The sequence below is a fragment of the Arthrobacter sp. zg-Y179 genome (assembly GCF_020907345.1).
GTDB lineage: Bacteria > Actinomycetota > Actinomycetes > Actinomycetales > Micrococcaceae > Arthrobacter_B > Arthrobacter_B jinronghuae.
The window spans coordinates 62,464-81,523 of the sequence record NZ_JAJJOB010000002.1 but is presented as its reverse complement, the minus strand read 5'-3'; the positions used below and the strand labels follow the sequence as shown (position 1 = coordinate 81,523).

Genomic DNA, 19,060 nt, shown 5'->3' with positions numbered 1-19,060 from the left:
CCCGTGCCTAAGGAAAGTGGCCGTAAGGTAGTGGCCACCAATCGCAAGGCCCGGCACGACTACGAAATCCTCGATACCTACGAGGCCGGAATGGTTTTGATGGGGACCGAGGTGAAGTCGCTGCGTGAGGGCAGGGCCTCATTGGTGGACGGGTTCGCCACGTTCTACAACAACGAGCTCTGGCTCGAAGCCGCCTACATTCCCGAGTACCTCAACGGCAGCTGGACCAACCACTCCGCCCGCCGCCGCCGCAAGCTGCTGCTGCACCGCGAGCAGCTTGAAAAGATTATGCGTAAGACCAGCGAATCGGGTTTTACCATCGTGCCGCTGCAGCTGTATTTCCTGGACGGACGGGCCAAGGTGGAGATCGCCGTCGCCCGCGGTAAGCGGGAGTACGACAAGCGCCAAACCCTGCGGGAGAAGCAGGACAACCGTGAAGCACTCCGCGCGATGCGCGACAAGAACCGCGGCGCATGAGCGGAACGTTTTGGGAACCGCAGGCAGAAGCGGACGAGGAAGCCGCCGCCCGCAAGCCGGTCTGGACGTGGATCGTTACAGCCGTCGACCTGCTGATTGTCCTGGCGGTGCTGCCGGTGGTCATTCTGGTAGTGGTTCCGTTCTTTGCGGCGTACTACCTCTACCTTGCGCAGGTGCTGGTATGGCTCGCACCGGTGCTGGTTCTGGCGAACATCGCCTTGTTTGCCTGGGCCTTCCGAAGCAAGGCACCGGGCATGACCGCGCTGAGCATCCTGTCAGTTCTCTTCGTGCTTGTCTCGTGGATACTGCTGGTGGTCTGGGGTTCCCCCGTAGTGGTCTTCGGCATCCGGCTCTGAACCGCCCATGAATCATGCGGTACAATGGGTGTTCCGGCTTCGGCCGGATTGGTAACTCAATAAGGGGATGACCGGTTTCGACGATGTTTTGTTGAGACAGGGGAAGCGGGCCGAGGATACAGGGTTATCTCGTTAACGATCTCTGTAAACCAATAAGTGCCGAATCAAAGCGCACTGACTTCGCTCTTGCTGCCTAAGCAGTAAGGCATAGTCCGTCAGCCCGGGGATGCTCTCGCCCCGGTGCCTGGCGTCATTTAGAGGGCCACTGCTGAACACCTTCGCCGTTGGGGTGTTCGGGACTTTTAGACGGCTGGGTCCGGATCAGCCACTTGTCTGCGTGATGGCTGGGACCGAGAAAATCCGCTGCAGACTGCGCCCGGAGAAGCCCTGACAAAGCGACATCGGACGGGGGTTCGATTCCCCCCATCTCCACTGAGAAATCTCTACCCAAAGCGGGGAGCGCCCTGGTGCGTTCCCCGCTTTGCTGGTTTAACCCAGGCCGCACACCGGAGAGTTGTTTCTCACACCCGTGCGGTTTACGCCGTTGCGGGGCCTCTTCCCGTCCGGCGGGGCAAGGTGCGTTGGTAAACTTTGTCATAGGCAGTACCCGCGCCGGCAGGACCCGGAGCGGGCGATATAACCGGTCGGAAGACCTTGTAGGAGACGCACCACTTTATGCAAAGCCCGGCACTCGAATCCCAGCATGATGACCTTTGGAACCGACGCTATGAGCCCAATGTCGCCGAGGTGAACCAGCTTTGCGACTCCCTGGCTGAAATGAAGCCGGGAAGCCAGGTGCCCTACATCGATCCCATGCACGATATCGGGGAATGCCGGATCGTCAGCCTGTTCTCCAACATCGGCACTGCACATGAGTCGGGATTCATCACGGCCGGTGACAATGAGGCGGTGGCACGGCTGCTCGGCGTGCACTGGCAGGCCGGACTGCGCCCGGAGTTCGTTATGCCGTGGAACGCCTATCCCTGGCATGTACCGGGCGAACCCAACGGCAAGCTGAGCAAGGAACAGGTCCAGGAAGGCCTGCGGCCGCTGCTGCGCTTCCTTGCCCTGGTGCCCCGCGCCTCCGTCATCGTGGCCCACGGCACCGAAGCCCAGCGCCTGGCCGCGCTGTTCCTCAAGACCGAGAACCGGATGATCTACCGCCGCAGCATCAAGGTCTACAAGGCCCGCTCGCTTTCCGGGCGTTCCTTCGGCGCCACCGCGGAACGTCAGCAGGAGGCGCTGGACGATATGCGCGCAGCCTACACCGACGCTATGGCCCGCACCGGGCTGACCGCGGCACGCTAGCGGCGGCTGCGCCCGCCGGGACTTCCGGCGGGCAGCCCCGGCGGGCAACGGCGGCTGTCAGGCGCCGGCAGTGTCCTCCGCGGCGTCCACAACCCCGATGAAGCGGGAGCCCACTCCCGGGTACTCAGTGCGGACTGCTCCGGGAGGCAGCTCGGGGAGCTCCCGTACCCGGTGGTCTTCGCACGCTATGAACGTGAACTCCGGCCACCACTTCTTGGGGCGGGCAGCTTCCGTGTATCCGCAGACGGTGCAGGTCAACTGCACCCATACCGGCCGCTTTCCGGTCCGGTTGGCCCTGGACTGGACCAGCCATCCGGGAGGGTCGGCCTGCATCCGTGCAAGCTCGGCGTCATCCATGTGCGCGGGAATACCGTGGCGGATGGCCATTTCAAGCGGAATATCAAGGATCTGGGCGGCCTGGCGTCGAGTAGTCATCAGTTAAACGATACGCGTTTGAAGCATCGCCGCATGCACCGGGGCGGCGGCCGCCTGGCCGCCGCCCCGCCGCCGTGCAGGGTAAATAGGCTTAGGCGGGTGTGGACTCAAAGAAGGCTTCCCGCAGGTTGGCTTCCTCGTCCTTCGAGAGGTTCGTGTAGATCAGCTTCGCCCCCGAATAGTCCTTGAACGCCTCGGCTACCCGGTCCTCGACCGCATTTGAGGACAGGACGAACAACGCCGAGGAACCGGGGGTGACCTCCTGGCGCACCCGCGCAATGAAATCGTCGTTGATTCCGACGTCCACCATGGAACCCGACATTGCGCCGATGGCGGCGCCCACCGCAGCTCCGATGAGCGGGACAAAGAAAATGAGCCCAAAGAGAAGCCCCCAGAAGCCGCCGCCCAGGGCACCGGCCCCAACCATGTTGTGTTCCTGAATGGTCTTGGGCTTCTTGCGCCCTTCGGGCCAGGTCACGATGGCTTCGTCCTGGACGGTGATGAGGCCCTGGGACTGGAGGCTGGCGAGGGTTTGCGTAGCGCGTTCCGCAGCGTCCGCATCCGAGAATTTCCAAACGGTCAGTGTTGCCATGGCAGTTACTCCAAACGTTAGAGTTCAGGACAAGTCCGTACACGGAACCTGTCGGCAGCGCCAACGCTAGTGCCGCGCTTGGACGCGTACAAGGAAAACTGCCGTCCCGGGCAGAGCCTGCACCGTAACTCCCGGCAGCCCTGTGCGGGCTGACGGCTCGGACGTATTATGCACAGGACACGGTGAAAGGACGGGTGTCCATGGTGCCTCCCGATGATCCCGCCTGGTGGACGAACGCCGTCGTCTACCAGATCTATCCCCGCAGCTTTGCCGACTCGACCGGTGACGGGGTTGGCGATATCGGCGGCATCATCGAGCACCTGGACCATCTGGCCGAGCTGGGCGTGGACGTGGTGTGGTTGTCGCCGATCCAGCAGTCGCCCCAGTTCGATAACGGCTATGACATCAGTGATTACCGCCGGATCGATGAAATGTTCGGCACGGAGGAACAGTTCGACCTCCTGCTGGAGGGCCTGCATGAACGCGGCATCCGCCTGATCATGGACCTGGTGGTCAACCACACCTCCAGCGAATACCCGGGATTCCAGTCCTCCAAGTCCTCCAGGACGTCACCGGAGCGAGACGGCTACTGGTGGCGGGACGCCCGCCCGGGCTTCGAACCAGGGGAACCGGGGGCGGAGCCGAACAACTGGCGCTCCTTTTTCGGCGGCTCGGCATGGACCTTCGAACCGCTTACCAGCCAGTACTACCTGCACCTTTTCACCCCGCAGCAGCCGGACCTGAACTGGGAAAACCCGCGGGTCCGGGCGAAGGTCTACGCGATGATGAACTGGTGGCTGGACCGCGGCGTGGACGGGTTCCGGATGGACGTCATCAACTTCATTTCGAAGGACCCGGCGTTGCCGGACGGAGTGGTGGACTCGTCAGGGATCTGGGGTGACGGATCGCCGTACTTCGTCTCGGGGCCGCGTATCCATGAATTCCTGCAGGAAATGCACCGGGAGGTCTTCGGCGTGCGCAGCGGCCAGTACCTGACGGTGGGGGAGACCCCCGGAGCCACGGTCGAACAGGCGCTGCTGTTCACCGATGCGCAGCGGCGGGAACTGGACATGGTGTTCCAGTTCGAACACGTCAGCCTCGACCAGGGCGCCGGCAAATTCGATCACCGGCCGCTGTCCCTGCCGGACCTGAAAACGAGCTGGAACCGCTGGCAGCGCGGACTCGCCGAAAAGGGCTGGAACAGCCTGTACCTGAACAACCATGACCAGCCGCGCGTCGTGTCCCGCTTCGGTGATGACCAGCAGTACCGGTACGAATCGGCCACCCTGTGGGCCACCCTGCTGCACCTGCAGCGGGGGACCCCCTACATCTACCAGGGCGAGGAGATCGGCATGACGAACGCCGGTTTCACCTCGATAGACCAATACCGGGACGTGGAATCGCTGAACTACTTTGCGGAGGCGCGCGAACAGGGGATGGACAGGGAACGGGTCCTGGAAGCGCTGCGCCGGATGAGCAGGGATAACGCACGCACCCCCATGCAGTGGACAGCCGGTGGGCATGCCGGTTTTTCCGAGGTGGAACCGTGGATTCCGGTGGCTGCGAACTACCCCGCCGTCAACGTGGAGACGGACCGGGCCGCGGAGCAGTCCGTCTTCGGCTACTACCGGGAGCTGGTTCGGCTCCGGCACGAATCGGAACTGGTGTCGCTCGGGGATTTCCACCTGCTGGACCCGGGGCATCCAACACTGTTTGCCTATAAGCGAACCCTCGGGGACCAGGCGCTGCTGGTCCTGGGCAACGTGTCCGGCGCTGAGCTGGGGGTGCCGTCCGACCTGGAGGCCGGAATCCTCGTCCTGGGCAACTACCCCGACGCCGGCGACCGTCACCTCTTGCGCCCTTGGGAGGCCCGGATCCTGGACATCTCCACCTATGCAGGGGGCTAAGCCGGCTATTCGGCGCTGAGGCTGCGGGTGTACAGGTCCGTGAGTTCTGCGTAACCGCCGGACCGGAAGGCCGTGCGCTGCCGTTCCGCGCCGGTACCGCCGGCAAGGACCCGGGCGACGCCGGCAGCCGCGTATTCCCGGTCTCCGGCTTCCTCCAGTGCGGGTGCAACAAACTCCAGCAGCGCAGTGAGATGATCTGCCGCGGGCACGCTGCCGCCCGGATGGGAAACCAGGTTCCCGTTCATGCCGAAGCGCGCAGCCTGCCAGAGACCGACGTCGAGCAGTTCCGGATCCGGGACGGCTGCCGGAAGCGCGGGGACGGCGGATGCCAGCGTGCTGACCAGGGCCCGGACCAGGATTGCCAGCAGCAGGGAGTCGCGGGCCTGGAGCTGGGCATCCGCAATTCGAACCTCCACCGTGGGAAAGCTCTCGGAGAGCCGTGCCGCCCAGCCCACGTGGCCGGCGTCGAGCACCACGTCGGTGGCGAGCAGGCTTTCCAGCCTGCGGGCGTAGTCCCGCGCATCGGCGAAGAGCGGAGGGCAGCCCTGCACGGACCAGCGCCGGTAATGGACCATGCGCCAGCTGGCAAAGCTGCTGTCCTGTCCCCGCCAATAGGGGGAATTCGCGGCAACGGCACCGAACAGCGCGAGCCAGGGGCGGATCCCGTTCAACACGCGTACTCCTGTGTCGCGGGAGGGGATGCCCACGTGGATATGGGTGCCGTTGACGTACTGTTCGTGTGCAACGGCTCCGGTCAGGAGTCCCATCCGCCGGTACCGGTCCGAGGAATTGAGCACCGGCGGACCCTCCCCGATCCGCGGTGCCGCCCCGGTGGCGGCAACCCGTACGCCCACTGCCGCTGCCGCCTCGGCAAGCCGGGAGCGGAACCCCAACAGGGCGTCCAGGGCCTCCTCCCGGGTGGTGCAGACCCGGGTGGAGCTCTCCACCTGTGCGTCCAATAGCTCGGCGGAACTGGTGAAGGCGCCGTGCTCGGGGGAGATCAGGGCGCGTGTCAGTTCCTGGGCTCCGGTGGGGAACCCGGTGGAGGCATCCATGAGGAGGAACTCTTCCTCGATGCCGAAGGTGAAGACCATACGCATTTCTCCTAAGCACCAACCATGCCGGACTTGCACAATTGTAGGTAGGCGGGGGAAGCGGCGCACCAGAGGTCAGACGGACAACCCCGCCGGGACAACGCGGCGGGAAGACAGCATCATGCCGCCCGTACTGCCCGCCACGTCAGCGTGAGGTAAGGAAGCTCCAGGATGTCCCCCGGTGCGTGTCCGAGGTGTTCGTAGAGGTACCAGGACAGGTTCGAGTGCAGTTTCTCCCGCGCGGCCGCGCCGGCCGACAGGTAGAACGCCCGCGACCGGGCCAGCTCAAACAGGTCTTCCGGGGTCATCGGCTGCGTCCAGGCCACGCTGGAGGACTCTTCCAGCGCGAACTCCGGCCCCAGCTCAGGCCGGAAGCCCGGCCGCAGGACATCTCCGGCGTGGATGATGCGCGAGTAGCGGTGGACCCACGGGATGCTTACGTCGAGCTGGTTCCAGACCAGGCCAAGGATCCCGTGCGGCCGCAGGATCCGGGCGAACTCCCGGCTCGCTGCGGCAGGATCGCACCAGTGCCAGGCCTGGGCCACGGTAACGGCGTCCAGCGAGGACGCGGGCAGGCCCGTCTGCTCCGCCGTGCCGACCCGCACCGGAACGTCGGGCAGCAGCCGGGAAAGCTGGTCGAGCATGTCGCGGGACGGGTCGACGGCGCACACATTCAGTCCGGCGGCGTGCAGTTCCCGGGTGTACTTGCCGGTGCCGGCGCCGACGTCGGCCACGTCCCGGACCGCGGGGACATCGGGGACGCCGGGCCGGGTGAAGAGCCAGTGCACGGCCTCGGCGGGGTAGCCGGGGCGGATGCGGTCGTAGTGTTCGCCGCCGGCCTGGTAGCTGTCCGCCAGCTGCCGGCGGCGCAGTGCCTCGAGCCGTGGTCCGGAGGTGCCCACAGCTACAGGAGGTCGTCCAGATCGGGATTCAGGCGCTGCAGCACTTCGCTGTGCAGCGTCCCGTTGGTCGCCAGCGCGTTTCCGCCGAAGGGGCCGTCCTCGCCGTCGAGTGAGGAAAAGCGGCCGCCGGCCTCGGTCACGATCGGAACGAGGGCCGCCATGTCATAAAGGTTCAGTTCAGGCTCGCAGGCAATGTCCACGGCGCCCTCGGCCACCATGCAGTAGGACCAGAAATCGCCGTAGGCGCGGGTACGCCAAACGGACTCGGTCAGGTCCAGGAACTCTTCGAGGTTGCCGCGGTCCTTCCAGCCGCCGAGGCTGGAGTAGGACAGCGAGGCATCGGACAGCCGCGAAACGTTGGAGACATGCAGGCGGGTGGCCGCAGCCAGGGACCGGCCCATGTAGGCCCCCGTGCCGGTGGCTGCCCACCAGCGCTTGCCCAGCGCAGGCGCGCTGACGAGGCCGACCACGGGGACGCCGTCGTCCACCAGTGCAATCAGGGTGGCCCACACGGGGACGCCGCGGATGAAGTTCTTGGTGCCGTCGATCGGATCGATGATCCACCGCCGCGGGCCGGAGCCGCTGGAACCGAACTCCTCGCCCAGTACCGCATCCCGGGGCCGGGCGCGGGAGAGCTGTCCCCGGATGGCATCTTCAGCGGCTTTGTCGGCGTCAGTGACAGGCGTGAAGTCCGGCTTGGTCTCGATCTTCAAATCCAGGGCCCGGAAGCGCGACATGGTCTGGTCATCCACGGAATCAGCCATCACATGGGCCAAGCGCAGGTCATCGTTGTAGTTCTGAACGAAGGGCATACTCTTCAACTTATCCTTATTCGGCGGGCACAGCCCCGCATTAGGCCCGTTAGCGGGCGGTGTCCTGGCAAATCTCAGCGACGCCGAACCCGGCGCCACGGAGGGCTATTGCTCGCCGAGCTCCTTCGCGGAGGACTTATTCTCCGTGCGGGTTCCGGTGCCCAGCAGCCGCCGCAGCGAAGCGAGCCGCGCGGGGCCGGCGGGCCCGGCATGGCCGCCTTCCACCCACGGGTCCAGCCCGCAGCCAACGGCGAGCGAATCGTGCCGGCAGCCGCGCTCACAGTCGGCGGTGCCCGGCTCAAGGTCGGGGAAGGCCTGCAGGATCCGGTCCGGGTCCACATGGGCCAGGCCGAAGGAACGGATGCCCGGGGTGTCGATGATCCAGCTTCCTGCGGGGGAATCGCTCAGCCGCAGGGCCAGGGCGGAGGAAGACGTATGCCTGCCGCGTCCGGTGACGGCGTTGACTCCGCCGGTGGCCCGGGCCGAACCCGTCAGGGCATTGACCAGGGTGGATTTGCCGACGCCGGAGGGTCCAACCAGGACGCTGACGTTGTTCTTCAGCACCTCGTGGAGGGCCTCGACGGCGGTGCCCTGAAGACGCGCGGAAAGGCCGTCGTCGGATCGGGCATCGATGCCCGAGGCGTCAGCTGCCGCGGTGCGGCTGATTATGACGTCCATGTCCAGGTGTTCGTAGTTCGCCAGCAGATCGGCCGGGTCCTTGATGTCCGCTTTGGTGATGCAGAGGACGGGGGAGATCCCGGCGTCGTACGCAGCAACGAGGGCGCGGTCGATGAAGCCGGTGCGGGGCTCGGGGTTGGCGGCGGCCACCACAATCACCAGCTGGTCGGCGTTGGCCACAACCACGCGTTCCACCGGATCCGTGTCGTCGGCGCTGCGGCGCAGCAGGGTTCGGCGTTCTTCGACACGGACAAGCCGGGCCAGGGTGTCCGGGGCGCCGCTTACGTCGCCGACCAGCGCCACCAGGTCCCCGGCCACCACCGGGGTGCGCCTCAGTTCCCTGGCACGGGCGGCAATGACGGTGCGCTCGTTGGCGGTGTCTTCATCCACCACGGCGGTATACCTGCCGCGGTCCACGGTGATGATCCGGCCAATGACGGCGTCGTCGTGGGCGGGGCGGTCCTTGGTGCGGGGCCGGGAGCCTTTTTTATTGGGCCGGACGCGGACATCGGACTCGTCCCAGCCGCTGGTACTGCGTGTCATGCTTCCGCCGATCGGGTCAACTGCTGCCAGAGTTCGGGGAACTGCGGCAGGGTCTTGGCTGTTGTGGAGATATCGCGTACGACGACGCCGGGCACGGCCAGGCCGATCAGCGCGCCGGCGGTGGCCATCCGGTGGTCGGCGTAGGTTTCCCAGGTGCCTCCGTGCAGCGTCGCCGGCCGGATGATCAGACCGTCTGCTGTTTCTTCCGCGTCTCCGCCGAGCCGGTTGATTTCAGTGACGAGTGCGGCCAGCCGGTCCGTCTCGTGGCCGCGGAGGTGCGCTATCCCGGTAAGGCGGGACGGCGAACTTCCGAGGGCACAGAGAGCGGCCACCGTGGGGGCAAGTTCGCTGGTGTCTGCCAGATCGGCGCCGCTGATGCGGCCGGTGCCGGTGACGGTGAGCGTGCCGCCGGACAGGTCCACGGACGCGCCCAAGGCCGGGAGGATGCTCCGCCACTTATCGCCCACCTGGGTGGTTGAGGCGGGCCAGCCGGTCACGCGTACGGTCCCGCCGGCCACCAGCGCCGCGGCGAGGAAGGGGCCGGCATTGGACAGGTCCGGTTCAATCACGGTGTCGAAGGCGGCAATGGGGCCGGGTGCCACCCGCCATTCGTTGGGAACGGAATCATCAACGTCCACTCCGGCGCCGCGCAGTACCGAGACCGTCATGGCAATGTGGTCCGGGCTCGGCAGCGTGCTGCCGCGGTGGACAAGGTGCAGGCCCTTGTCGAAACGCGGTGCCGCCAGCAGCAGGGCGGAGACAAACTGCGAGGAGGCGGCGGCGTCGATCTCCAGGCGGCCGCCGGCGATGCGCCCGGAGCCGGTGACGGTGAAGGGCAGGGAACCGGCGCCGTCGTCATCAACCTGCACCCCGAGGGAGCGCAGGGCGTCAATGATGGCGGACATGGGCCGGCTACGGGCGTGCGGGTCGCCGTCGAACCCGGTGGTTCCGGGGACGAGTCCTGCCAGGGGCGGCACAAAGCGCATGACCGTCCCGGCCAGGCCGCAGTCAATCTGCCGCGTCCCGCGGGCGGCTGCCGGGACCGGATCTATGAGCAGGTCCGGTCCGAAGGGGCCGTCGCCGGGGATTTCCGTGATTGTTGCTCCGAGGGAGCGCAGGGCGGAGACCATAAGCTCCGAATCCCGCGAATGCAGGGGTGCCCGCAGCCGGGACCTGCCGTCTGCAAGGGCGGCAAGGACCAGGTATCGGTTGGTCAGCGACTTCGAACCCGGCACCGCGACTGTTGCGTCTACGGGCGAGGTGACGAAGGGTGCCGGCCAGGTAGCCGGCACCCCGGCATTCGGAGCACTCATTGCTGCTAGGAACCGACGATGTCCGAAGCGGCGTTGGACACTGCCTTGAGCTGCTTGCGCGTGCTCTTCGAAACCGACTTGGAGACGGCGCGGGTCTTGCGGCTCGTGCCGGAGGCAAGGTGCCCGGCGCGCCAGGCAAGTCCCGGACGGCCGTTGGTGTCAACGGCAGCGAGCAGGACGCCGCCGATCAGGGAGAGGTTCTTGAGCAGCTGGTTGCGGCGTTCCTTGCGCTCGGCCGCGGTGGAGGCCTCGGCGTTGCGGTATTCCACCACGGAGTTCAGTGCGGCGGTTCCGGCGAGCAGGAGGGACGCCAGACGGGCGAACTTGCCCGTGCCGAGCATCGAGGCAGCGCCGACCTGCGTGTAGCCGACAACCTTGGCTACGAGCGCCGGGTTGGACGTGAATGCTGCGGCGGCAGGAACGGTGCTGCCGATCTTCTTCAGCGTGGGGGCGAGCTGTTCGGCGGTCTGGTCAGCGTTGCGAAGGCGCTCCACGCCTACGGCCACGAAGCCGGTTGCGAGCAAAGGACGTGCAATCAAACGGACTATCGACATAGTGCCTCCTGGGAAATCCATCACTTACGCGAAAAAAACAACATTTGGTGCTGCTTCCACCTTAGTCTGGCATTTTGCGGCCTGCGGCACACGTTTCGTCCCGCGGTCCGTCGTCGGGCCTTTCCCGCCGTCCGCCGGGAGGGGGCGGGAATAGCGGGCCCGGCGTCGTCGTTGGCACCAGTATCAGGATGTGCTTTGCCGACAGTCAGGAGAAAAGCATCGTGCCAGCCGCCACGCTGACCACAGCGCGGACTATCCGCGGGCCGAAGCTACGCGTACGGGTTCCCGCCCGCACCGTAGACTGGGAGGTGATGAGAACTGATGCGCCGGAAGGCAGCCCCCACGTGGAAAACTTCGAACTCGACGTTGCCACCGAATCGGATGAGGCACGCAAGCTTCGTTTTGAGCAGGACGCCATGCAGTATGTGGACCAGCTCTATTCAGCGGCCATGCGCATGGCTCGCAATCCCTCGGACGCGGAGGACCTCGTTCAGGAGGCCTACACCAAGGCTTTCTCCGCTTTCCACCAGTACCGGCCGGGAACCAACCTCAAGGCCTGGCTGTACCGCATCCTGACCAACACGTACATCAACCTCTATCGGAAGCGGCAGCGGGAACCCCTGCAGGCCAACTCCGACGGCGTTGAGGACTGGCAGCTGGCCCGTGCGGCCGAACACAGCTCAACCGGGCTGCGGTCCGCTGAAGCAGTTGCTTTGGACCACCTGCCCGATTCCGATGTCAAGGATGCCCTGCAGTCCATCCCGGAGGAGTTCCGGCTTGCCGTGTACTTCTCCGATGTGGAGGGCTTCGCGTACAAGGAAATTTCAGAAATCATGAATACGCCGATCGGCACCGTGATGTCCCGGCTGCACCGTGGACGCAAGATGCTCCGCGAGCTCCTGGCGGAGTATGCACACGAGCGCGGTATCAAGGGCAAAGTGCCCGCAGCCGAAGCCGCCGGCGCATCAACCAAGAAACAGGGGAATGAGCTATGAGCGATTGCCAGAGCCTGGGCGATTGCGACGACGCCCGCATCGAACGGCTGTACGAGTACCTGGACGGCGCCCTGTCCCACGAGGACCTGGTGGAAATCAAGGAACACCTCGACGGATGCCCCGAATGCGCCCAGGAACATGACCTTGAGTGCGTCATCCGTTCGGTGGTGAAGCGGTCCTGCACCGAGGCAGCGCCCGAGACGCTGAAGGCCAGCATCCTCACCCGCATCAGCCAGATCCAGACGGCGGACCACTGATTCCGTAGCGCACCGTCGCAGACACAAAGAACCCCCGGTACCAAACGGTTCCGGGGGTTCTTTTTGCCTGGCCGTCCGGCCACGCGGCTACCAAAGCTTCGCTTAGGTGTTGGGACGCTTACCGTGGTTAGCGCCGCCGCGCTTACGGTCACGACGCTTGCGTGCACGCTTGCTCATAGCTGCCTCCTTCGATTCGAAAAGTTCTGCCCTCCAGTGTCCCACATGCCTCACGCGCACGCCTAACGCGTGCCCGGCTGCCTAGACGAATGCCGACTTCCCGGTCACGGCCCGCGCGACGATCAGTGAATTGATCTCGTAGCTGCCCTCGTAGGTGTAGAGGATTTCGGCATCGCCGAAAAGCTTGCCCATCTCATAGTCCGTGCTGATGCCGTTACCGCCCAGCAGGGACCGCCCCATGGCCACCGATGCCCGGGCCAGCCGGGTAGTGGTGGACTTGGCCATCGCCGCCTGGACCATTTCGAGCTTGCCGTCCTGCTGGATTCCGGCAAGCTGTGCCATCAGCGCGAGCGAGACGGAGGCATTGCCCAGGATTTCGGCCAGCTGCTGCTGGACCAGCTGGAACCGGGCGAGCTCCTTGCCGAACTGCTTCCGGTTCAGGGCGTAGGAACGTGCGACGTCGAACGCGGCCAGCTGTATGCCTGCGGCCTGCCAGCCCACCCATGCGCGCGAATCGCGCAGCAGCTCATTGGCTTTGGAAAAGTCGGTGGCACCCGGCAGGAGGTTGGCTGCCGGGATGCGGACGTCGTCGAGCACGATATCCGCGTTCTGCATGATCCGAAGCCCGATCTTGTTTGCGATCTTTGCGGCCGTATAACCGGGACGGTCCGTTTCTACGAGGAAGCACTTTATCTGCTGGTCGGCGACGTCCCTCGCCCAGACCAGGGCAAAATCGGCGATGGTACCGGCACCGATCCAGCGCTTGGCGCCGTTGATCACCCACTCGTCCCCGTCGAGCCGCGCCGTAGTGGCCAGCCCGCCGGCTATGTCCGATCCGTGGTCCGGTTCGGTCAGGGCGAAGGCGCCGATCTGCGTGAGGGCGGTGAGGCCCGGCAGCCAGCGTGCCTTCTGCTCCTCGGAGCCGAGCTGGTTCACCATGCCGACGATCAGCTCGTTGTGGATCCCCACCAGCGCGGAGAGGGAAACATCGGCGCGCGCCACCTCCGCGTACATAAGTCCCTTGAACAGTTTGGAGCTTCCGTCTGTCTGCAGACCGCCGAGGCCGTACTTGCCCAGCTCCGCGACCAGTTCGAAGGGAAACTCCTCCCTGTTCCAGTAGTCGATCGAAGCCGCCCGGATCCGGGACTGGAGGAAGCTGCGGACCTCCCGGTAGCGGGACTGTTCCTCCGGAGGAAGCAGGTCAACGATGTACATAAGGTCAACGTCCGGGAAAGGCTGGACGAACGCGTCGTCCGTCCCTGTGAGGTTCTGTCCGGTGTCACGGCTTTGTGGCTGCACGGGCGAGCATCCCTTCGTAGCGACCCGGCATGGATGAACCGGCTCTTCCTAACCCTTGGACGTCCTAGTATATTGCAGAGTGACATGGATCACCATTACGCCGGTTGCCGGCCGGGGCCCGGAGACCGGATCGCGGCGGCGGACCCGCAAGCTACCGAAGCCGACTTTCCGGCACTGAAAAGCTAGGCTGGGGCCTATGAAATCCAGAACGGGAAGCCGGAGGTGCCGTGGCAACGCCGCTGCCGCGTGATCCCATTGCGGACGCCAGGCTGAACTGGGAACGGCACGGCTGGTCCGACGTCGCCGCACCGATGGCTGCCATCACAGCCATCATGCGGACCCAACAGATCCTGCTGGCCCGGATTGAGGGGGTCTTGAAGCCGTTCGGGCTGACGTTTGCCCGCTACGAACTCCTCGCCCTCCTGAGCTTTGCCCGCAGCGGGGCGCTGCCGATGAACAAGGCCAGCGCACTTCTCCAGGTGCACCCCACCTCGGTGACGAACGCCGTCGACCGTCTGCAGGACGCGGAACTGGTGATCCGCTCACCGCATCCCACAGACGGGCGCACCACCTTGATTGAGCTCACTCCGGAGGGACGGACGCTGGCCAAGCAGGCGACCCTGGCCCTGAACTCGGGGGTATTCGCGCAATCCGGATTCGGAGAGCAGGATGTGGACCAGCTGATCCAGATCCTCGGCAGCTTCCGCAGGAACGCCGGCGACTTCAGCGACTGAGACTTCAGCGACTGAACGGCGCGGCCGGACGCACCGCCTCAGCGGTGGGTGAAGTCCGGCTTGCGCTTCTCGACGAAGGCCGCCATGCCTTCCTTCTGGTCCTCGGTGGCAAACAGCGAGTGGAAGACGCGCCGTTCGAAGAGCACACCCTGGGCCAGCCCCGTCTCGAACGCCGCGTTGACGGCTTCCTTGGCAACCATCGCCACCGGCTTGGATTTGGAGGCAATGACCGCGGCGGCCTCCATGGCCTCCTCGACCACGTCCGCTGCAGGAACCACGCGGGAAACGAGGCCGGCGCGTTCGGCTTCCTCGGCACCCATGAAGCGCCCGGTCAGGATCATGTCCATGGCTTTGGACTTTCCCACGGCGCGGGTGAGCCGCTGGGAGCCGCCCATGCCGGGGAGCACTCCCAGATTGATTTCCGGCTGGCCGAATTTGGCATTGTCGCCGGCAATGATGAAATCGCACATCATCGCGAGCTCGCAGCCGCCGCCCAGGGCGAAACCGGACACTGCGGCTATCACCGGGATACGCAGGCGGGTGAAGTCTTCCCAGCCGCGGAACCAGTCCGCGGCATACATGTCCATGTAGCCCTTGGACTGCATTTCCTTGATGTCCGCCCCGGCGGCGAAGGCCTTGCCGGATCCGGTCACCACAACGGCCCCGACCGCGGGGTCCGCATCCATGGCGGACACTGCGTGCACGAGTTCGTCCATGGTGGCCTTGTTCAGCGCGTTCAGTGCCTCGGGCCGGTTGAGCGTCACGAGCCCCACCCGGCCGCGCTGCTCTACGAGAATATTGGTGTACTGCTTGGTCATATCTGGCCCCTCAGGTGCTGTTTCAAGTGTTTCGGATTGTCCGGTGTGCAAACCTAGCGCGTGGACTTATCCCGGATATCGGTGATGATGCCGGAGAAATCCCGGCCCGCCCCGCCGTCCGCGGCAAAGTCATCGTAAATTGCCGAAGCGAGCGGTCCCAACTGCGCGGCGACACCCGTGCTTTCGAGTGCGTTGAGGGCCAGCTTCAGGTCCTTGGCCATCAGGGCTCCAGCGAAACCCGGCTGGTAGTCGCGGTTGGCGGGGCTGGCGGGCACCGGGCCCGGCACGGGGCAGTTTGTGGTCAGCGCCCAGCACTGGCCGGAGGCCGCCGAGGCAACATCGAACAGGGCCTGGTGGGTCAGGCCCAGCTTTTCGCCCAGGACAAACGCTTCGCTGACCGCGATCATGGAGATTCCGAGGATCATGTTGTTGCAGATCTTGGCGGCCTGGCCTGCACCGTGCTCTCCGCAGTGCACTACGCGCCGGCCCATCACCTCGAGCATCGGGCTGACTGCTTTGAAATCCTCCGGCAGTGCGCCCACCATAAAGGTCAAAGTGCCTGCCTCGGCGCCCACGACGCCGCCGGAGACCGGCGCGTCTACAGCCCGGTGGCCGGCCGCAACCGCGAGTTCTGCTGCCTCCCGGGCCTCCTCCACATTGATGGTGGAGCAATCAAGGAAAAGGGTGTTGGGTGCGGCCGCGGCGAGCAGCCCCGGCTGGTCTCCGGTGCCCCGATAGGCGTCCAGCAGATGCTTGCCGCTGGGCAGCATGGTGAGCACTACGCCGGCACCGGCCACTGCGGCGGCGGCACTGCCGGCTGTGGCGATGCCGTTTGCCTCAGCAGTTTCGAGGGCCGCGGGTATTACGTCGAACCCGGTGACGGAGTATCCGGCGTTCACGAGATTCACGGCCATCGGTCCGCCCATGTGGCCCAGTCCGAGGAAGGCGACCGGAGCGGGCTGCTCCCCATGGCTCAGCGCCGAAGCGAATGGTTCAGACATTGTTGTGCTCCTTGGGAAGTATCAGTTCACGGTCGCCCAGTGGCGCGAAATACGATTCGACGTCCTCGTCGCTGACCTTTGCCAGCGAGGCGGGCTGCCAGGCCGGGGAAAAGTCCTTATCCACCACCTGGGCACGGATGCCCTCCCGGAAATCGGGTCCGGCGAGGAACCGCAGGCCCACCCGGTACTCCTGTTCCAGGGCTTTCTCCAGGCTCAGGCCCTTCACCCGGCGCAGCGATACCAGTGCAACTTTCACCGCGGTGGGGGACTTGGCTGCTATTGCCTCGGCAGCCTTGGCCGCCTCCTCCCGGGCCTGCCCATCGAAAGCCCGCAGCCGCCGCACAATTTCCTCGGCGTCAGTCCCGGCGTAGCAGGCGTCTATCCATTCCTGCCCTGCGAGTCCGGACTGCGGGGCCTCCTCAGCGAAGCGTGCGACGGCGGAGTCCACGGGTTCGCTTTCAAGTGCCCTGGCGAGGTCCTCAAGCTTCGCCGACGGAACGAAGTGGTCCGCGAACCCCAGGAACACCGCGTCGGCAGCGTTCAGGTGGGCGCCGGTGAGGGCTGCATGGGTGCCGGTCTCCCCGGGCGCGCGGGAGAGCAGCAGGGTTCCGCCGACGTCGGGCACGAAGCCGATGGTGGTTTCCGGCATGCCCAGCCGGGTCCGCTCGGTGACGATCCGGACGGAGCCGTGGGCGGAGATTCCCACTCCGCCCCCGAGCACCAGACCGTCCATGAAGGCCACGTACGGCTTGGGGTAGTTCGAAATGAGCGAGTTGAGCGTGTATTCGTCCGCCCAGAAGGCGGCTGTGGCGTTGCCGCCGTCGAGCATGTCGCGGTAGATGGCCACGATGTCGCCGCCCGCGCACAATCCCCGTTCGCCGGAGCCGCGTACCAGCACAGCTGCCACGGAATCGTCGCCGGCCCAGAGCCTGAGCTGCTCCAGCATGGCAGATGCCATGCCGGCCGTAAGCGCATTGACGGCCCGCGGGCGGTTGAGCGTTATGACCCCCAGCCGGCCGCGGCATTCGAACAGCACCTCATCCGTGGCAGGCTTCCCGGAGTCCATGGCTGCCATCAGCTGCCTTCCGGCATAACGAAGCTGGCGCCGGTGCGGATCCCCGACGGCCAGCGCGTGGTGACCGTCTTGGTCTTGGTATAGAAGCGGAAGGCATCCGCACCGTGCTGGTTGAGGTCGCCGAATCCGGAAGCCTTCCAGCCGCCGAAGGTGTAGTAGGCGATAGGGACCGGGATGGGGACGTTGATGCCCACCATGCCGACCTGGACCCGGCTCGCGAAATCGCGGGCGGAGTCACCGTCCCGGGTGAAGATGGACACTCCGTTGCCGAACTCGTGTTCGCTGCACAGGCGCAGGGCCTCGTCGTAGTCGTCGGCGCGGAGCACGCTGAGCACGGGCCCGAAAATCTCTTCCTTGTAAATCGTCATGTCCTTGGTGACATTGTCGAAGAGAGTGGGCCCCACCCAGAAGCCGCCGTCGTAGCCCTCTACCGCGAGGCCGCGCCCGTCGGCCAGCAGGGTGGCACCCTCATCCACACCGGCCTGGATGTAGCCTTCGATCCGTTCCTTCGCGGAAGCCGCGACCACCGGGCCGAAATCCGAATCCTTGGCGAGGCTGTGTCCGACCTTGAGTACGGCGATCCGCTCCTCAAGTTTCGCCACGAGCGCGTCGCCGGTGTCCTTGCCGACGGGCACGGCCACGGAGATGGCCATGCAGCGTTCACCGGCGGAGCCGAAGCCGGCACCGATCAGGGCATCGGCTGCCATGTCCAGGTCGGCATCCGGCATGATCACCATGTGGTTTTTCGCGCCGCCGAAACACTGGGCGCGCTTTCCGTGTGCAGCAGCAGTGGCGTAGATGTACTGCGCAATCGGCGTGGAGCCGACAAAGCCGATGGCAGAGACCCGCGGATCCTCCAGCAGCGCATCAACCGCTTCCTTGTCGCCGTTGACCACGTTAAAGACACCGGCCGGAAGGCCGGCCTCCGTAAAGAGCTCGGCGAGGCGCAGGGGTACGGATGGGTCCCGCTCGGAGGGCTTGAGGATGAAGGAATTGCCCGCAGCCAGTGCCGGACCCGATTTCCACAGCGGAATCATGGCCGGAAAGTTGAACGGCGTGATTCCGGCTACGACGCCGAGCGGCTGGCGCATTGAATGGACGTCGACGCCGGCCCCCGCGTTGTCCGAGAACTCGCCCTTGAGCAGGTGCGGGGCGCCGGCGGCGAATTCCACCACCTCGATGCCCCGCTGGATGTCGCCTTTCGCGTCGAGGAGAGTCTTGCCGTGTTCCGAGGACAACAGGGTGGCCAGTTCGTTCATGTTCCGGTTCACCAGATCGACGAACCGAAGCAGGATCCGGCCTCGCCGCTGCGGGTTCATGGCCGCCCATTCCAGCTGGCCCTTCTCCGCGTTGGAAACAATGTTGCGGACTTCCTCGGTGCTGGCCAGGGGCACCCTGGCGGAGACCTCACCCGTGCAGGGATCGTAGACATCGCTGAAGCGCCCGGAGGTGCCTCCAACATGCTGTCCGTCAACGTAATGCGATAGCTCGCGAACCATAATGGAATGCTCCTTTGCACCGTAAATTGCGAAGCTGCACCCCGGCCGAGTGTGAGCCGCGACACTGTCTTCCCACCCCAACATAGTCGGACATCCAACTAAATTCCAGACTGCCGGTTCGGCTAAGCGGCATCCACCGGCCCGGCTGCACCCTGGAACAACACCCCGGCAACGACGACGGCGGCGCCGTGGGGAAGATGGTCTTCCGCCACTGACGCCGCCGCCGCGGTTTCG

The 19,060-nt window shown here is 65.5% G+C and carries 21 protein-coding genes and 1 other RNA gene; 8 read left to right on the top strand and 14 right to left on the bottom strand.

Annotated elements, in window-relative coordinates:
- The first annotated feature begins 3 nt into the window (after positions 1-3).
- From smpB to LOC56_RS00760, 4 genes are all read left to right on the top strand, one after another.
- On the top strand, positions 4-477 hold the full coding sequence (smpB, locus tag LOC56_RS00775) for an SsrA-binding protein SmpB (protein ID WP_229949615.1): 474 nt from the start codon (positions 4-6) through the stop codon (positions 475-477).
- A complete protein-coding gene (locus LOC56_RS00770) occupies positions 474-833 on the top strand; it encodes a hypothetical protein (protein ID WP_229949613.1) in 360 nt (119 codons plus the stop codon). The genes smpB and LOC56_RS00770 overlap by 4 nt, the downstream gene beginning before the upstream one ends.
- Before the next feature lie 63 nt (positions 834-896).
- Positions 897-1,268: a transfer-messenger RNA gene (gene ssrA / locus LOC56_RS00765) on the top strand.
- Between the two features lie 240 nt (positions 1,269-1,508).
- The gene (locus LOC56_RS00760; RefSeq protein ID WP_227918328.1) at positions 1,509-2,141 is read left to right on the top strand and encodes a uracil-DNA glycosylase; all 633 of its coding nucleotides are present in this window, start codon (positions 1,509-1,511) and stop codon (positions 2,139-2,141) included.
- Positions 2,142-2,198: 57 nt separating this feature from the next.
- Here the strand turns inward: LOC56_RS00760 and LOC56_RS00755 are convergent, their stop codons facing one another.
- Positions 2,199-2,576 carry a hypothetical protein gene (locus tag LOC56_RS00755; protein ID WP_229949611.1) on the bottom strand — a complete coding sequence of 126 codons (378 nt, stop codon included), beginning with the start codon at positions 2,574-2,576 and terminating at the stop codon, positions 2,199-2,201.
- Positions 2,577-2,667: 91 nt separating this feature from the next.
- Positions 2,668-3,168, bottom strand: coding sequence for a DUF1269 domain-containing protein (locus tag LOC56_RS00750; protein WP_229949609.1), 501 nt, complete (start codon positions 3,166-3,168; stop codon positions 2,668-2,670).
- Between the two features lie 200 nt (positions 3,169-3,368).
- On the opposite strand from LOC56_RS00750, the gene LOC56_RS00745 reads away from it, so the two are divergent.
- A complete protein-coding gene (locus tag LOC56_RS00745; RefSeq protein WP_229949607.1) occupies positions 3,369-5,075 on the top strand; it encodes a glycoside hydrolase family 13 protein in 1,707 nt (568 codons plus the stop codon).
- Positions 5,076-5,080: 5 nt separating this feature from the next.
- Here the strand turns inward: LOC56_RS00745 and LOC56_RS00740 are convergent, their stop codons facing one another.
- From LOC56_RS00740 to LOC56_RS00715, 6 genes are all read right to left on the bottom strand, one after another.
- On the bottom strand, positions 5,081-6,175 hold the full coding sequence (locus LOC56_RS00740; RefSeq protein ID WP_229949605.1) for a carboxylate-amine ligase: 1,095 nt from the start codon (positions 6,173-6,175) through the stop codon (positions 5,081-5,083).
- A gap of 113 nt (positions 6,176-6,288) precedes the next feature.
- Entirely contained in the window at positions 6,289-7,071 is a 783-nt protein-coding gene (locus tag LOC56_RS00735) for a class I SAM-dependent methyltransferase (protein ID WP_229949603.1), read from the bottom strand.
- 2 nt (positions 7,072-7,073) lie between these two features.
- Entirely contained in the window at positions 7,074-7,883 is an 810-nt protein-coding gene (hisN, locus tag LOC56_RS00730; protein WP_229949601.1) for a histidinol-phosphatase, read from the bottom strand.
- A gap of 105 nt (positions 7,884-7,988) precedes the next feature.
- Positions 7,989-9,104, bottom strand: coding sequence for a ribosome small subunit-dependent GTPase A (gene rsgA, locus LOC56_RS00725; RefSeq protein WP_229949599.1), 1,116 nt, complete (start codon positions 9,102-9,104; stop codon positions 7,989-7,991).
- On the bottom strand, positions 9,101-10,417 hold the full coding sequence (gene aroA, locus LOC56_RS00720; protein ID WP_229949597.1) for a 3-phosphoshikimate 1-carboxyvinyltransferase: 1,317 nt from the start codon (positions 10,415-10,417) through the stop codon (positions 9,101-9,103). The genes rsgA and aroA overlap by 4 nt, the downstream gene beginning before the upstream one ends.
- 5 nt (positions 10,418-10,422) lie before the next feature.
- A complete protein-coding gene (locus tag LOC56_RS00715; RefSeq protein WP_229949595.1) occupies positions 10,423-10,971 on the bottom strand; it encodes a DoxX family protein in 549 nt (182 codons plus the stop codon).
- Between the two features lie 311 nt (positions 10,972-11,282).
- On the opposite strand from LOC56_RS00715, the gene LOC56_RS00710 reads away from it, so the two are divergent.
- Together LOC56_RS00710 and rsrA are read left to right on the top strand one after the other, a co-directional pair.
- Positions 11,283-11,966 carry a sigma-70 family RNA polymerase sigma factor gene (locus LOC56_RS00710; protein WP_227918318.1) on the top strand — a complete coding sequence of 228 codons (684 nt, stop codon included), beginning with the start codon at positions 11,283-11,285 and terminating at the stop codon, positions 11,964-11,966.
- Positions 11,963-12,223: a mycothiol system anti-sigma-R factor gene (gene rsrA, locus LOC56_RS00705; protein ID WP_227918317.1), complete on the top strand. Its 261-nt coding sequence runs from the start codon at positions 11,963-11,965 to the stop codon at positions 12,221-12,223. The genes LOC56_RS00710 and rsrA overlap by 4 nt, the downstream gene beginning before the upstream one ends.
- A gap of 102 nt (positions 12,224-12,325) precedes the next feature.
- Here rsrA and LOC56_RS16360 read toward each other — a convergent pair whose 3' ends face one another.
- Positions 12,326-12,400, bottom strand: coding sequence for a 50S ribosomal protein bL37 (locus tag LOC56_RS16360; RefSeq protein ID WP_369299106.1), 75 nt, complete (start codon positions 12,398-12,400; stop codon positions 12,326-12,328).
- A gap of 81 nt (positions 12,401-12,481) precedes the next feature.
- Positions 12,482-13,615 (bottom strand): acyl-CoA dehydrogenase family protein, encoded by a 1,134-nt coding sequence (locus LOC56_RS00700; protein ID WP_229949960.1) that lies wholly within the window; start codon positions 13,613-13,615, stop codon positions 12,482-12,484.
- Positions 13,616-13,926: 311 nt separating this feature from the next.
- Here LOC56_RS00700 and LOC56_RS00695 point away from each other — a divergent pair, with 311 nt between their 5' ends.
- Positions 13,927-14,433: a MarR family winged helix-turn-helix transcriptional regulator gene (locus LOC56_RS00695; RefSeq protein WP_229949594.1), complete on the top strand. Its 507-nt coding sequence runs from the start codon at positions 13,927-13,929 to the stop codon at positions 14,431-14,433.
- Positions 14,434-14,471: 38 nt separating this feature from the next.
- On the opposite strand, the gene LOC56_RS00690 is transcribed toward LOC56_RS00695, so the two are convergent.
- The 4 genes from LOC56_RS00690 to LOC56_RS00675 are packed head-to-tail and all read right to left on the bottom strand — an operon-like array spanning position 14,472 to position 18,826.
- Positions 14,472-15,251 (bottom strand): enoyl-CoA hydratase, encoded by a 780-nt coding sequence (locus LOC56_RS00690; protein ID WP_229949592.1) that lies wholly within the window; start codon positions 15,249-15,251, stop codon positions 14,472-14,474.
- A gap of 53 nt (positions 15,252-15,304) precedes the next feature.
- On the bottom strand, positions 15,305-16,252 hold the full coding sequence (mmsB, locus tag LOC56_RS00685; protein ID WP_229949590.1) for a 3-hydroxyisobutyrate dehydrogenase: 948 nt from the start codon (positions 16,250-16,252) through the stop codon (positions 15,305-15,307).
- A complete protein-coding gene (locus LOC56_RS00680; protein WP_442860034.1) occupies positions 16,245-17,327 on the bottom strand; it encodes an enoyl-CoA hydratase/isomerase family protein in 1,083 nt (360 codons plus the stop codon). Before LOC56_RS00680 ends, mmsB begins: the two co-directional genes overlap by 8 nt.
- Positions 17,327-18,826, bottom strand: a complete 1,500-nt coding sequence (locus tag LOC56_RS00675) for a CoA-acylating methylmalonate-semialdehyde dehydrogenase (protein ID WP_229949588.1) — start codon at positions 18,824-18,826, stop codon at positions 17,327-17,329. Before LOC56_RS00675 ends, LOC56_RS00680 begins: the two co-directional genes overlap by 1 nt.
- Positions 18,827-19,060 lie beyond the last annotated feature (234 nt).